The sequence below is a fragment of the Corynebacterium sp. S7 genome, assembly GCF_054401105.1.
Window position 1 is genome coordinate 97474 of sequence record NZ_CM136760.1, and the last position, 13321, is coordinate 110794.

General features: G+C 57.1%; 14 protein-coding genes. 9 read left to right on the top strand and 5 right to left on the bottom strand.

Features of this window, described 5'->3' with window-relative positions:
* Positions 1-31 precede the first annotated feature (31 nt).
* The 3 genes from ACXZ66_RS00510 (at position 32) to ACXZ66_RS00520 (ending at position 3491) form a co-directional block, all read left to right on the top strand.
* A complete protein-coding gene (locus tag ACXZ66_RS00510; RefSeq protein WP_458749707.1) occupies positions 32-1387 on the top strand; it encodes an FAD-dependent monooxygenase in 1356 nt (451 codons plus the stop codon).
* Between the two features lie 74 nt (positions 1388-1461).
* The gene (locus ACXZ66_RS00515) at positions 1462-2376 is read left to right on the top strand and encodes a nuclear transport factor 2 family protein (RefSeq protein ID WP_458749708.1); all 915 of its coding nucleotides are present in this window, start codon (positions 1462-1464) and stop codon (positions 2374-2376) included.
* Between the two features lie 47 nt (positions 2377-2423).
* The gene (locus tag ACXZ66_RS00520) at positions 2424-3491 is read left to right on the top strand and encodes an alkene reductase (protein WP_458751410.1); all 1068 of its coding nucleotides are present in this window, start codon (positions 2424-2426) and stop codon (positions 3489-3491) included.
* A gap of 91 nt (positions 3492-3582) precedes the next feature.
* Here the strand turns inward: ACXZ66_RS00520 and ACXZ66_RS00525 are convergent, their stop codons facing one another.
* The gene (locus tag ACXZ66_RS00525; RefSeq protein WP_458749710.1) at positions 3583-4293 is read right to left on the bottom strand and encodes a DUF1648 domain-containing protein; all 711 of its coding nucleotides are present in this window, start codon (positions 4291-4293) and stop codon (positions 3583-3585) included.
* Positions 4294-4395: 102 nt separating this feature from the next.
* Between ACXZ66_RS00525 and ACXZ66_RS00530 the strand changes: the two genes are divergently transcribed.
* The 3 genes from ACXZ66_RS00530 (at position 4396) to ACXZ66_RS00540 (ending at position 6617) form a co-directional block, all read left to right on the top strand.
* Complete coding sequence (locus tag ACXZ66_RS00530) at positions 4396-4824, top strand: hypothetical protein (RefSeq protein ID WP_458749712.1); 429 nt, start codon at positions 4396-4398, stop codon at positions 4822-4824.
* Between the two features lie 78 nt (positions 4825-4902).
* Entirely contained in the window at positions 4903-5826 is a 924-nt protein-coding gene (locus ACXZ66_RS00535) for an ABC transporter ATP-binding protein (RefSeq protein WP_458749713.1), read from the top strand.
* On the top strand, positions 5823-6617 hold the full coding sequence (locus ACXZ66_RS00540) for an ABC transporter permease subunit (RefSeq protein ID WP_458749715.1): 795 nt from the start codon (positions 5823-5825) through the stop codon (positions 6615-6617). Before ACXZ66_RS00535 ends, ACXZ66_RS00540 begins: the two co-directional genes overlap by 4 nt.
* Positions 6618-6675: 58 nt before the next feature.
* Here the strand turns inward: ACXZ66_RS00540 and ACXZ66_RS00545 are convergent, their stop codons facing one another.
* The 4 genes from ACXZ66_RS00545 to ACXZ66_RS00560 form a co-directional block, all read right to left on the bottom strand.
* Entirely contained in the window at positions 6676-6906 is a 231-nt protein-coding gene (locus tag ACXZ66_RS00545) for a helix-turn-helix transcriptional regulator (protein WP_458749717.1), read from the bottom strand.
* 176 nt (positions 6907-7082) lie between these two features.
* Positions 7083-7655, bottom strand: coding sequence for an LURP-one-related/scramblase family protein (locus tag ACXZ66_RS00550; protein WP_458749719.1), 573 nt, complete (start codon positions 7653-7655; stop codon positions 7083-7085).
* Positions 7652-8377: an SPFH domain-containing protein gene (locus ACXZ66_RS00555; RefSeq protein WP_458749720.1), complete on the bottom strand. Its 726-nt coding sequence runs from the start codon at positions 8375-8377 to the stop codon at positions 7652-7654. The genes ACXZ66_RS00550 and ACXZ66_RS00555 overlap by 4 nt, the downstream gene beginning before the upstream one ends.
* A gap of 293 nt (positions 8378-8670) precedes the next feature.
* The gene (locus ACXZ66_RS00560; protein WP_458749721.1) at positions 8671-9480 is read right to left on the bottom strand and encodes an SDR family oxidoreductase; all 810 of its coding nucleotides are present in this window, start codon (positions 9478-9480) and stop codon (positions 8671-8673) included.
* Positions 9481-9567: 87 nt separating this feature from the next.
* Here ACXZ66_RS00560 and ACXZ66_RS00565 point away from each other — a divergent pair, with 87 nt between their 5' ends.
* The 3 genes from ACXZ66_RS00565 (at position 9568) to ACXZ66_RS00575 (ending at position 13284) form a co-directional block, all read left to right on the top strand.
* Positions 9568-10575: a helix-turn-helix domain-containing protein gene (locus ACXZ66_RS00565; protein WP_458751412.1), complete on the top strand. Its 1008-nt coding sequence runs from the start codon at positions 9568-9570 to the stop codon at positions 10573-10575.
* 136 nt (positions 10576-10711) lie between these two features.
* The gene (locus tag ACXZ66_RS00570; RefSeq protein ID WP_458749723.1) at positions 10712-12619 is read left to right on the top strand and encodes an FAD-dependent monooxygenase; all 1908 of its coding nucleotides are present in this window, start codon (positions 10712-10714) and stop codon (positions 12617-12619) included.
* 83 nt (positions 12620-12702) lie between these two features.
* Positions 12703-13284, top strand: coding sequence for an LURP-one-related/scramblase family protein (locus ACXZ66_RS00575; RefSeq protein ID WP_458749724.1), 582 nt, complete (start codon positions 12703-12705; stop codon positions 13282-13284).
* Positions 13285-13321 lie beyond the last annotated feature (37 nt).

A 13321-nucleotide genomic window follows, 5' to 3' on the forward strand; every position in this document is an offset into this window, starting at 1 on the left:
GTGAACTTCAATACTCAGTAAAGGTACTTTCATGTCTGAAAACAACTCTATTAAGCCAGATGCACTCGCAGGCCAGAAAATCATCATTTCGGGAGGTGGAATCGGCGGAGCAGCCGGAGCTCTAGCTCTAGCCCTCCGTGGTGCGGATGTCACTCTCTACGAACGCGCCCCTGAATTCAAGGAAGTCGGTGCCGGACTTCAGCTGGGACCCCATGGAATGAAAATGTTGGAGAAATGGGGCTTGCGTGAAACCGCAATCAATGCCGGGTATCTTCCCGAGCGGATCCAGTTCCGCGACGCGGTCACTCGGGAAACCATTCTCAAGCTAGAATTCGATGAGGACTTCAAAGCTCATTATGGTGCAGAGTACCTGGTAATTCACCGCTCGGATTTACTCTCGATTCTCCTGAATGCAGCGAAAGAAGCTGGCGCGAAGCTTCACAACGGCGTCCAGGTCGAGGGTGCAACGACCCGACCCGATGGGGTTTCAGTTCATCTGACGCACCGGAAGGACGGGCGCACGGAGGATGTCGATGCGGATCTCCTGGTTGCGTTTGATGGCATCCGCTCGGTGTTTAGAAAAGAACTTGTCGACGATGAACCTGTCGCATCCTCGTATGTCGCCTACCGGGGGACTTCTGAGCTAGCTTCCGATGAAGAAATGAAAGACCTGACCGATGTCATTGGCTACATTGGCCCACGGTGCCACTTCATTCAGTACCCTTTGCGCAGTGGCGAAATGCTTAACCAGGTAGCCGTATTTGAGTCACCGCGCTACCTTGATGCTCTGCGCCAGGGCGTAGAAGCCCCAGAGGACTGGGGAAACAATGATGAATTCCGCGACTCGTTCGGTCACACAAGTGAGTTCCTGCAAGGGCGCCTGGACCGGATGTGGCTTGATACTTGGTGGCAGATGTCTGATCGAGAACCACTTGACAACTGGGTAGTCAGCGACCGCATTATTGTCATGGGCGATGCGGCTCACCCACCACTGCAATACATCGCCTCCGGAGCGGTTATGGCACTTGAGGACGCAGAGTGTCTCGCACTTTATGCAGAGCAAGCGGCGCAGAAAGGCAACCTGAACTGGGCTTCTGTGTTGCGCGAGGTTTCGGCAGAACGTGCTCCGCGAACCGCGCGAATCCAAACCACCAGCCGGTTCTGGGGCGAATTGTGGCACGCTGATGGATTGTCCCGCCTCATCCGCAATGAAGTTTTCCGCCAGGCCGACCGGTCGGGTTGGTATCACTACGCTGATTGGCTGTGGAAGTACGATCCTGAGCGCCGTGAGTACTTGAAGGATCCTTCGAAGGGAGAAATGCCGAAGGAAATCAAGGAATGGGAGTACCACTTGAACACTCTGAAGCAGGAACCCGTTAATGCCTAGGCAGGCGGTTTAATGCGGCACGCACGATAAATAGCCTTGACATTGACACCAGTGTCAAGGTTTAAAGTGTGGGCATGTCGCAACTCGTAGAGTCCAGTTACCAGCAGATCGATCACGCCTTTTCGCAGCTTCACCAGCACATTCTCAGCGGAAACGCGCAGGCCCTCACAACACTATTCGCCCCGGATGCGCGCCTGTTTTCTAGCCATCTCGGTGAGGCGACGGGGGCGGAGGCAATCGTCGTAAAGCTGCTTGATGGCTATGGCCACCTGCAGCCGTGGCTCAACGTGACCAACTCGCACGTGCGCATTCGCGGGGACGACGCGGCGCAGTCGGCGTATCTTTCTGGCGGGATGCGCACGCCGGTGGCGCTGTTCGGCGGGCATTACACGGTGCGATGGTCGCTTGACGACGAGGCGTGGCAGATCAGCGAGCTGCGCTTCGTGCTCGACTATATCCAGGCGCAAGAATCGCCGCTTGAGATTCCGGGGTGGGATCTCGCGGTGCGCCCCGAATTGATTGTCAGCGATTTCGATGCGCCCTGGCACGTAATTCCGGACAGCGAGCCTGGTCGCAGCATCGAAGAGGAAATTATTGGTACGTATATCCGGTACGCGTGGGGGATTGATCAGCAAGATATTGCGCTGCTGGCCAGCGCTTTTACCCTGGATGCCACGGCTGACATGGTGCCTTTTGGGAAGATGGGATCGGGGCGAGAAATCGTCGGCAAGCTGAAATCCTTGCGCAACGGACAGCCGTGGATGCAGCATTCATTGGGGCGCGCGGAGGTGCAGCGTATCGACGACGGCGCAGGCACCGCGACTATGCACATGTATCGCGATGTGCCTGCGTGGGATCCGACTCCGTCGGCTGAGAAAGACAACTACGGTGCGTGGTATTCCGCGGAGCTGCGGCGCGAGGGGGAGGCGTGGAAATTTACCTCGCTGATTTATTACCCGCAGCAAGTCCAAGCACCTTCGAGCAAATAGGAGACAATACAGTGGCACACGTGACAACCCGCACCGATCGAGACATTATGTTCACGCCAACTACTTTTGGTGCGCTTGAACTGCCGAACCGCCTGGTTATGGCCCCGTTGACGCGCTTGCGTGCCGGAGATGATGGGGTTCCCGGTGAGTTGATGGCGCAGTATTATGCGCAGCGCGCGTCGATGGGCCTGATTATCACCGAGGGCACCTGGCCCGTGATCGAGGGGCGCACCTGGACGGGGCAGCCGGGGATTGAGACTGCGCAGCAGGTAGCTGGCTGGCGTGTGGTTGCCGATGCGGTGCACGCGGCTGGCGGGCGCATTGCCATGCAGATCATGCATGGTGGTCGCGTCTCACATCCATTGCTTACGGGAACGGGTCGGATTGTGGCACCCAGCGCCAAGGCTGGCCCGAACCCGATTCGAGTACCAAGTGGCAAGGCGCAACCACCGGTTCCACACGCTTTGGGCGAGGAAGAGATTCCGCTGGTAGTGGAGCAGTTTGTGACGGCAGCGCGCAATGCCATCGATGCCGGCATGGACGCGGTGGAGCTTCACGGCGCTAACGGGTACCTCTTGCATCAGTTCTTCTCGCCTGCAGTGAATGTGCGCGAGGATGCCTACGGTGGAACGCCTGCAAATCGGGCGAGTTTTGCGGTGGAGGTGACCCGCGCCGTCGTCGCAGAAATCGGGGCGGAGCGCACCGGCGTGCGGATCTCGCCCGCGCATCCGATCCAGGGCATGGACGAACACGATCCTCTTGATGTGCAGGAGACGTACTGTGCCTACGCGCGCGAGGTGTCTTCTCTCGGGCTCGCGTTTTTGGATGTCCTGCATGAGAATCCGTCGGGCGACTTGGTGCAGAATATTCGCAGCAGTGCGGGAGCGCCTTTGATTACCAATACTGGGTTTTCCTCGCCAACTTCTCGAGAGGAAGCGATTGCGCAGGTAGTCAATGGGTGCGCCGATGCGGCTGCGGTGGGTCGGCCTGTGATTGCGAATCCCGATCTCGCCGAGCGTTGGCGCGCCGGGTTGCCGGAAAATGAAATCGATCCGGCTACTTTTTACACCGGCGGGGCGCGGGGCTACACGGATTATCCGCGGTACGAAGAGTGAGGCTGGCGGAAGGCGGACCTAACGCACTGCGAAAAACAAACGCCCAGGTCAGATAATGGTGATATCTTGCGAAGTGCACCTATTTAAAGTTTCAACTTAAAGTGCCCATGATAATGAGCAGTACCACGGGTATAAGGATCATACCCATCAGGAGCCACGAACCCGGGCGTGCCCAATTCAGAGTGGTGCCCAGACCATGCTCGACCATCGTGCGTTCATCATCGGGGTTGTAATAGAACATGCCCCAGCGCATGTGGCTGGTGATCTCATCCGGCCCAACCAGCTCCACCACCCTGCGCTGGGCAGCCATCAGGCCACGAACAAACCACACCAGGACCAGCACGATTCCCGCGATGACCAGCACCGTAAGCAATGGTCCACTAAAGAATCCAAGCAGCCCAAAAGTAACCGCACCAATCACAAGCGCCGTGATTACCAGCATGAACTTTGCCAGTAGCGGAACCATCTCGTTGGCCGTGGCGCGGGCGCGGTTGACCTCGTCGACCGTCTTGCGCGGTAGTCCCTCGTGGGCATGTTTTGCCTGGTAATGCGTCGCATACACCACCATAGGCGCAATCACCCCGAGAGGAATTCCGCCGGCCGCGACCATCCAAAATACCGTGCTGGGAGTCTTCGCCTCGAAATTATCCGGCTGACCACTGAATCCCCAGTGAGTGGGCATCGGATCCGGAATACGATCCCAAAATACATACAGCAGCACGGCGGCAAGCACGAAAATCCCGGCCAGCAGATACAGCCACCTGGTGGGTACAGGTTTGAGTTCGATGTATTCGGAGTCCACATTCACCTTTTTGCTTTACGACGATTGCCAACCCTCAACATAGCAACCTGCGCGTATCCTGGGGCGCATCGAAAACCAACCAAGAACCAAAGGAGCAAAAAGATGAGTGAAGAAACTGGATTTAGCCAAGCCGAGCGCGACGCGATGAAGGCGCGTGCCGAAGAACTGCGTGCCCAAAAGGGCGGGAATAAGAAAGCGAAGAATCTAGAAGCTCTCGAGGCTGCGATTGAAGAACTGCCCGCAGGTGACAAAGAAATCGCGGTGGCATTGCACCAGATCATGACGGAAGTTGCCCCCGACCTAGCACCGCGCACCCGGTACGGTATGCCAGCTTACGAGGATGAGGAAGGAGTGGTGGTATTCCTGCAGGGAAGCAGCAAATTTGGCTACCGCTATTCCACCCTAGGATTCAACGAAGGCGCACAACTGGACGAGGGCGATATGTGGCCCACAAACTACGCCATCACCGAGATCAACGATCAGGTGAAGGCGAAAATGACCGAGCTTGTGACTAAGGCCGTGGGCAAGTAGTCAGAAATCTTTACATTTGGACTGAACCCACGGGAGTAGCATTAGAGAGGTAAAACAGGTACTCACGAAAGGCCCGCCATGGCCACCGTAATTAGTGCAACTGACCTGCAGAAACGCTTTGGAAATCACGTTGCTGTCAACGGGATTAACTTGGCGGTGGAGCAAGGCTCTATCTATGGCCTCGTTGGGCCAAATGGTGCAGGAAAAACTACAATTCTGCGGATCCTCCTGGATATTCTGCGCCCCTCAGGAGGAACGCTGAGCGTCCTTGGTACCGCGCCGAAAGATGCAGGTCCGGAACTGCGGCGTCGCATTGGTTACCTGCCGGGCGAGCTGAAGCTCGATGAGCGAGTGACCGGTAAAAAGCTGCTGCGCCAACTGGAAAGAATTAGTGGACCGGTGGACCAGGCATTCGTCGAAAAGCTTGCGAAGCGTCTTGACGTCGACCTTGCGCGACCCGTTCGGGCGCTGTCGAAGGGAAATAAACAGAAGATCGGGCTGATTCAGGCATTTATGCATCGCCCTGAGCTGCTAATTCTCGACGAGCCCACCAGCGGCCTTGACCCACTGATGCAGCGGGAGTTTCTCGCCCTTGTGCGCGAGGCGCAAAATAACGGGCAGACGGTGCTTCTGAGTTCGCACATTTTGAGCGAGATTCAACACGCGGCGGATGAAGTCGCGGTGCTTGCGCACGGCAAGATTGTTGCGCATAACGATGTGACCTCGTTGCGTTTGGCCAGCGTGTCGCATGTTCGTGCGATCCTAGGTGGTGCCAGCGTTGCTGAAACGAAGGCTCGTTTGGAGGCGCTGCCGGAACTGTCGAAGGTGAATGTGGCTCGCACAACCGGGGACTTGGTCAGCATGAGCGCGGCGCTCAAAGGCGAGGTAGACCCCGTGATTAAGGCGTTGGCGGGATTCCATGTGGTGAATTTGTCCATTGAGGAACCGGATCTAGAGGAATCGATTCTGAATCTCTACGAGAACAAGGAGACCGGGCGATGAAAACGCTACCGATTTTCACCGGTGATATTGCGGCTGGTTGGCGCGCGCTTCTGGCGTGGAGCATTGGCATTATCGCTGTGTTGTTTTTATATTTGCCGATTTATCCTTCGATGAATACGCCTCAGCTGACGCAATTGGTTCAGTCTTTGCCAAATGAACTTGTGCAGGTGCTGGGGTACAACCAGATCGCAACCGGGCAAGGCTACACGCAGGCAACATTCTTTGGACTTGTGGGTTTCGTGTTTGTTTCGATAGCTGCGATTTCCTGGGGAGCGTCCATGATCGCGGGCAAGGAGGAATCCGGGCAACTTGAGCTCACCCTGGCTCACGCGGTGGGAAGGGTGCAGTACGCGTTGGAGATCGCGGGAGCACTCGTCGTAAAGCTAGCAATTCTTGGCGTGGTTGCTTTCGTCGGGATTTCCGTGCTGAATTCGCCATCTGAGCTGGGGATTGTTACTTCCCACTTGCTCGCCGAAGTCTTAGCCTGGGTAGGCCTTGGCCTCTTGATCGGGTCCGCGGCGCTGGCCGCTGGCGCGGTGACTGGCAGGCGCACGTGGGCGATCGGCGCGGGCGCGGCGGTGGCCGTTTTGGGCTATGTGTTTAATGCGCTGGGCAATATGAGCACGAATTTCGAGTGGCTGAAGTACCTGTCCGCCTACGACTGGGCGTACAGAAATACGCCGCTGATCAACGGATTCGATTGGGGTGGCCTGGCGCTACTGTGGGGGCTGTCCCTGGTGCTGATCGCGGTGTCGGCTGTGGTTCTGTCGCGGAGAGATATTAGGGGGTAGGCAGCGGTGGAGTCTGACGCTGAGTTGAAGTGTCGGTATTAAGAGGCACCCGGCAAAACTAAGAATCCTGGAAGTTGAGCCAGAATTGCGCAGAGGTTCCAAGGGCAGCCCCGATCCGAGCTGCCGATTCTTCCGTAATCTCCCTTTGTCCAGAGATTATTTCTGAGACAAATTGGACGGGGCTTTCTAGGACATCGGTAAAATCAGCTTGCGACCAACCGCGGGCATCAAGCTCATCTGCGAGAATTTCTGCAGCAGGAAATCGCTCTTCAGAAATTGGCGAAGTCATGAGTTCACCTCATCCAGTCTCGAAATACCTTGCTCGGCTCAGTGAACGGAACTCGCGTTAGTAAACTGATGCTCATCACTCTTCATGTGAAGAACCATATTTAAGTATTGAGCTTTTGCAAGAGTTAAATCTTGAAGTAGCCCTTAGATGTTGAGCTCAGGGGGCTGAGCCAAGAACTAATCGTCCTGCTTCTTCGTGCGCAGCATGTCCAGACTCATCGTGGCACCGAGGAGAGCTGCGTGCTGACGCGGGTCAAGGCCGGGGCGAATGGAGAGCAAGTAAGTGTTTTTGCCGAACATGTAATTGCTCAGTCCGGTCCAACCAGTGGTCACCCGAGCGAGGGGTTGGCCTTCGGAGGTGATGGAAAAGTCGAGGTCCCAGAAGTTTCCGTTGATTTCAACGTCGGGAAATCCAGACATGGTCAGCGACAAACGAGTTTTCAGGAAGGAAAACTTCTGGGTAATCACTGCCAAGGGCTCTTCTTCATGGGGGAGGTAGACCTCATAGGTATCGAAGACGAAATTTGGCGGATCTTGGATGATCAAAACGGGCTCAGTAGAGTTGCCATCGATATCTGTGGCCGCCACGGTGAGTCCGCGGGAGCCCATGAAAAAGTCTTTGAGCTCGGTGGATTGTACGACGGTGCCTACTGGTGAGCCGTTTTCGTCGGAGATGGAAAACTCGTCGACGAAAAACGACTTGGTCTGGGAGATAACCAAGCGATCTAGCGTGAGCAGGGCGGGGTTCATGACTGATCTCCTCGAATTTCAATCGTCGATCCGGGTGGCAACGCTTCCAGCATCCGGATCTTGGCCAAGACAGGATTCTGCTCGAGAACCTTCGCGCTTGCCAGGCGAGCGCGCGTAGTTTTCACCTCATTGCGGGCGCGTTCCAGGTCTGTCTCGGAATTCACCTTGGCAACTACAGCATCCTGTAGCGCCGCGGAATAGCTTGCAGGCAGACTGACATCCTTCAGAAAGGCGGCATTGACCTCCGCACCAACCAGCGCGGCCGCCGACTGCGCGGCAGCAAGTACGGAGTCAAGATCAAGACGCGTGCCGACGAACGAATCCAACGTTTGCTCCATGACAAGTTCACGAAGGGCAATCTGCGCAGCAAGATAGATTTCTTCGTCGGGGCCCTGTGCTTTGGTGGTGAACTTCATGGGATCGACCGTGCGCGCTGCAAAGGCCAAGGTAAGGGTCACCGTCATGCCTTCGGCGGTCGGGATTGTTTGCGGGTGCATCTGGATTAGGCGACGCCGAAGATCAACTTGCAGGAAGCGGTCACCAGGACGTGCGATCTCGCGCTTGCTCAGGCGGGTGATTTTTCCATCGCGTTGACGCAATACGGCATGGCCCGCCTGTTCAACTGGTGAGCGCAGTGACGCAGGTTGCCATGACTCGCCGTCCGCCAAAGGGGCGTACTTCGCCCACCCGGGAGTATTTGCTCGAGAACGAAACAAAGCCATGTGATTACCTCTAGATGTATTGGAGGGAAGCCACTGACCGGGCCGGAATTAGCGGAGCATCGGTGCGTCCCCCGTACCTACGGGCATGGGTTCGGGCCGAGCCACTGGCTGCAACCGGATGATTCCGGACAGCGACAACCCTATTTAGTGGAGAGGGGACTTGAACCCCGTTGGCTCCGTGGAGCCGTGCCACAGCGATCCGCATTTGTTCAATCGGGAACACCCCGGAAAACCGGAAGCGCCCAGCAACCGGGATGCGGTGCTGCCACGAGGATAGCGGAAATTGCCTTTCGCTAACGTCGAAATCCGCCTTCGGTGTTCAAAACTTGGCCGACGACCCAGCGGCCTTCATCGCTGACAAGCCAGGCGATGAGTCGTGCGGGGTCATCAGGGCTGCCGAATTGGTTACCGGGAAACTGGGCAGTCGATTCGGCGATTCTCTGCTCACCGAACAGGACGCCCGGATCCAGATAGCCGGTGTTCACGGGCCCAGGATTGACCGCGTTGAGCACGATGCCTTTGTTGATGAGCTCGTCGGCGACAGTCTTAATTAAGCCCGCCAGAGCAGCTTTCGAAGCAGCGTATGCAACTTCACCGGGCATCGGCCCTAATTCTTGGCCTGAAGTCATCCAGATCACCCGGCCACCGGCGCGTGTATCGTCGTGAAGCTGCGAAAATGCTTGAGTAAGCAAGATCGTTGCGCGCGCATTAATTGACCAATGTAAATCGAGTTGAGCAGCAGTAATCTCGGACAGAGTTCCGTCGCTGCCGGACAGAGCTTGATTGCAGACAAGGATGTCGAGCGGGCCAGCGAGTTCCGTTGCAACCCGAATGAGTTGCCTCGGAACATTTGGGTCGGTGAAATCTCCCGGGAGGTCGTGCAAGGTAGCACCGTCGACTAGGAAATCGTGAAGTTCGTTCTTGAGGGATCGAATATCGTCAGCGCCCCATGGTTGAGCTTGGTCGTGAGCGCGGTGGTGGTGGATGACTACGGACGCACCCATCGACGCAAGTCGGCGTGCTACTGCAAATCCAATGCCACGGCGCCGACTTACCCCGGTAACTAGGGCAGTGCGCCCAGCGAGGGGGAGATTGTTCATCATGCGCTCAGAGTATAGGAATGAAGAAGTCCCTAGGACCTTGTCAGGGTAGTGACTTCACGGCCCCCACACTCTATTGTGGTGAGCACCATGAACGAGCAAGCACCCCAGCAACAGCCGACGTTCCTGCGGTTCAGCACGCACGGAATCGTCCCGGACAACCGCGTGCAAATGTGGGAAGGACACAACGCGAAAGCGCTGATCCCGCTCGATATTCGCACTATCGACGAGCGACCGCTGCAGGCGTCCGAGACGAACCTGTACCTTCCCTCGGTGCGGATGGCCAGCGTGTTTGGCACCTCGCAGATTGTCGAGCGTTCCGAGAGCTTCATCGCCGACAATCCCACTGGTGTCGTCGCGATCTTCTTCGCCACCGAGGGCGATGCGTTTTTCTTCCATCGCGCCGGGCATATTTCACTACGTCCTGGTCAGGCCATTGTTTATGATGCCGACCGACCCTTCCTCAGGGGTTTTAATAACCGCTTTCGGGAGCTCGTTCTTACCATTCCGAAGCAGCGCTACCGTGAGATTGTTGGGCCGAAGGGCCCTGAACTTCCTGCAGTTTTCGAGTTTGGCGCCACCGGAAATCCCGGAGAACAGGCGCTCGCCCGCTTGGTCAAAGAGTCCCTGGCCCGCATCGAGGGCGGCCAGATGCAGCACGTCGATTATTCAGAGCCACGGCCGTGGGGAGGCCTCGAGGACGAGGCGATCGGGCTGATTCGCAATGTGCTTGGCGACGATTTGAGCAGCGAGGAAGGCTTGATCTCCGCTGCGAAGAACCACATTGAGCTCAATATCGGCGACCGCGGACTCTCGCCGGGTCAGGTAGCCGCCGCCGTGGGGATCAGTGAGCGCCAACTTAGCCGAATCTTCTCCGAGGCGGGTACCACTGTGGGCCGCTACGTGCTGAACAGGCGGTTGGGTTTTGCGAAGAATGCGCTGTCCACACCGGAACAGGACCTGCTCTCGGTGGGGGATATCGGCAAACGTTTTGGTTTTGCTTCTCCCAGCCATTTCAGTCGCACCTTCCGGGAGAGGCACGGTGTGACCCCGCTGCAGTGGCGCAAGGAAGCACAAAAACAACGCCTGCAGGGTTAAAACGTACAGTTTTATCCCCAAACAGACATGAAATTGTCCGAGGCGGACGATTTAGCCGGTCACACTATCGCTAATTATGTGATCTGAACTACATTTCGGGGTACTCCAAGGAACCACACCTGAAAGGACTCGAACAATGCAGTTTCACTACGACGGATACGCAACCGGCGACCCAATGGAAATGCGCGCGGAGGGCGCCGGAATCAATCGCCCCGACGATCTCCCAGAGGTCATGGACGTAATGGTTGTCGGCGCAGGCCCGGCCGGCACCATCGCGGCTGCACAGCTGTCTCGCTTCCCGAATGTAGTCACCCGCCTTGTGGAGCGCAGCGATCGTCGTCTAGAGCTCGCGAACGCCGATGGCGTGCACTCCCGCACCATCGAAACCTTCCAGGCATTCGGCTTCGCACACGAGATCCTCGCCGAGGCCCACGAAATCACCGACATGGCTTTTTGGAAGCCGGACCCAAGCAACCCGAGCCAGATCATTCGCGACAGCAGCACTCCTGAGCTGCCCAAGCACATCAGTGAATTCCCGATGGCGCTTCTGACCCAGACCCGCATCATCGACCACTTCAACCGCTTCATGAAGAACGCACCGACGCGCATGGAGCCGGATTACGGCTACGAGTTCGTCGACTTCGAGGTGGCAGACGATGCGGATAATATCGAGTATCCAGTCACCGTCACCTTGCGACGAACCACTGGCCCCAAGGAAGGCAAAGAAGTTACGGTACGCACCAAGTACTTGGTTGGTGCCGACGGTGCACGCAGCCAGGTGCGCAAGTCGCTGGGCTACCGCCTCCAGGGCAAGCAGGCGAACCATGCCTGGGGCGTGATGGACATCCACGCGAACACCGACTTCCCGGATGTGCGCAAGAAGTGCACCATCAAGTCTGACTCCGGCCGCACCATTTTGCTTATCCCACGCGAGGGAGGCTACCTCTTCCGTCTCTACGTTGACCTGGGCGAAGTTCCCGACGACGGCAGCAGGGCAGTGCGCTCGACTCCGCTGCAGGACGTCATTGATACCGCTAACGAGATCTTGGCGCCGTACACCGTGGACGTGAAGAACGTGGTGTGGAACTCCATCTACGAGGTGGGCCACCGCGTTGCCGATCATTTCGACGACCGCGTCTCCGATACGACCACCGGCGAGCACCCACGCATCTTCATCGCTGGCGACGCCTGCCACACGCACTCCGCGAAGGCTGGCCAGGGCATGAACGTGTCTATGCAAGATGGCTTCAACCTGGGCTGGAAGCTAGGTCACGTGGCCAGCGGAAACAGCCCGCGCGAGCTGCTGCAGACCTACGCCGAGGAGCGCGAAGACATTGCCTACAAGCTCATTGAGTACGACAAGAACTGGTCCTCGCTGATGGCTAAGCCGTCCAGCGAAATGGGCAGCGCGCAGGACTTGGAGGACTTCTACCGCGCGAACTCCGAGTTCAACGCGGGCTACATGACCCACTACGAGCCTTCCTCGATCACCGCGGATGGTACACATCAGGACCTTGCGAAGGGTTACCCAATTGGCCGTCGCTTCAAGTCCGCCATGGTGGGCCGGGTTTGTGACCTCGTCGAAACGCATCTTGGACATCAGGCAACTGCCGACGGCCGCGTGCGCGCCTACGTCTTCGCGGGCGCCGACGCGTTGCAGGACGGCACCTCTGACCTGGATCGTTGGGCTTCGTGGGCCGAGGAGAAGCTCGACCCGACGCTGGTGGACGCGAAGGTGATCTACCAAGCGCCGTTTACCTCCTTTGACATCTCGCAGGTGCCAGCCGCGTTCAAGCCAGCCGTGGGTATTTTCGGCCTGACCAACGTGGAGAACTCCTTCGGAGTGACCGCGACTTCCGATATTTTCGAAAGCCGCGAGATCTCCCGCGAGGGCGTCGTGGTGGTTGTGCGCCCTGACCAGTACGTATCTGGGATTTTCCCGCTGACCGACACTGCAGGCCTTGAGGAGTTCCTCCTCAGCTACTTCCCGCAGATGCAGGGCGTGGGCCACGAGGAGATCACGGAGCTACTCGAAGCTAAATAAGCAAAACTTCTAACTGATGGCGACCAACCCAATAGGGGCTGGTCGCCCTTCTTTTTGTTCCCCTGAGCAGTAAAGTTGACCTTATGGTCCCCGAGATCCTCGCCCTGGATGAACTGGAAATCAACAAGACTAAGGCTTCAATCACGACTGAGTACTCCATCGCCGATTTTCAAGGCACGCCCGTTGGGTTTGTGGAGGAGTTGTCCAAGCTCAAAGATGCTTTACGACGAGCGCGCACCTTCATGGTGATGGGCGTTGATAGCGCGGGGAACCACACGGAACCGGTTTTCGGCATGAAAGCCTTTCCGCGGCTCATCAAGGAACACTATGAGGTGTACTTGCCTGGGCAGGAAGAATCCCATGTGACAATCGAGCAATCGCGGGCGATGACGAAAGCTACGTTCCTGCTCATAATGGATGGCTATCCCGATATTGTGCTCAGCGGCAAATTCTGGGAGCGAGAATTCGTTGCCGAGTCGGGTTCGCAGAAGCTGGCCACTGTGGATATGAGCTGGGACGGATTCAAGCGCTACCTCGGCGGGAAGATCACTTATCGCCTGAAGTTTTCTCGTGGCCTTGACGCCAACCAACATTTGGCGATTTTGGCTGGGGTTATTGGACTGGATATTTTGCATACAAAATGGGTGGAGTCCACGAGCAGCTAATATAGGTGCATAAGGCTCAGTGACAGCGATGCCAATG

Excerpts from the sequence above, each read along its gene's own strand:
- ACXZ66_RS00570 (WP_458749723.1), top strand. The coding sequence starts at position 10,712 with ATGCAGTTTCACTACGACGGATACGCAACCGGCGACCCAATGGAAATG.
- ACXZ66_RS00515 (WP_458749708.1), top strand. The coding sequence starts at position 1,462 with ATGTCGCAACTCGTAGAGTCCAGTTACCAGCAGATCGATCACGCCTTT.
- ACXZ66_RS00535 (WP_458749713.1), top strand. The coding sequence starts at position 4,903 with ATGGCCACCGTAATTAGTGCAACTGACCTGCAGAAACGCTTTGGAAAT.
- ACXZ66_RS00530 (WP_458749712.1), top strand. The coding sequence starts at position 4,396 with ATGAGTGAAGAAACTGGATTTAGCCAAGCCGAGCGCGACGCGATGAAG.
- ACXZ66_RS00565 (WP_458751412.1), top strand. The coding sequence starts at position 9,568 with ATGAACGAGCAAGCACCCCAGCAACAGCCGACGTTCCTGCGGTTCAGC.
- ACXZ66_RS00540 (WP_458749715.1), top strand. The coding sequence starts at position 5,823 with ATGAAAACGCTACCGATTTTCACCGGTGATATTGCGGCTGGTTGGCGC.
- ACXZ66_RS00520 (WP_458751410.1), top strand. The coding sequence starts at position 2,424 with ATGTTCACGCCAACTACTTTTGGTGCGCTTGAACTGCCGAACCGCCTG.
- ACXZ66_RS00550 (WP_458749719.1), bottom strand. The coding sequence starts at position 7,655 with ATGAACCCCGCCCTGCTCACGCTAGATCGCTTGGTTATCTCCCAGACC.
- ACXZ66_RS00545 (WP_458749717.1), bottom strand. The coding sequence starts at position 6,906 with ATGACTTCGCCAATTTCTGAAGAGCGATTTCCTGCTGCAGAAATTCTC.
- ACXZ66_RS00555 (WP_458749720.1), bottom strand. The coding sequence starts at position 8,377 with ATGGCTTTGTTTCGTTCTCGAGCAAATACTCCCGGGTGGGCGAAGTAC.
- ACXZ66_RS00510 (WP_458749707.1), top strand. The coding sequence starts at position 32 with ATGTCTGAAAACAACTCTATTAAGCCAGATGCACTCGCAGGCCAGAAA.
- ACXZ66_RS00560 (WP_458749721.1), bottom strand. The coding sequence starts at position 9,480 with ATGATGAACAATCTCCCCCTCGCTGGGCGCACTGCCCTAGTTACCGGG.
- ACXZ66_RS00575 (WP_458749724.1), top strand. The coding sequence starts at position 12,703 with ATGGTCCCCGAGATCCTCGCCCTGGATGAACTGGAAATCAACAAGACT.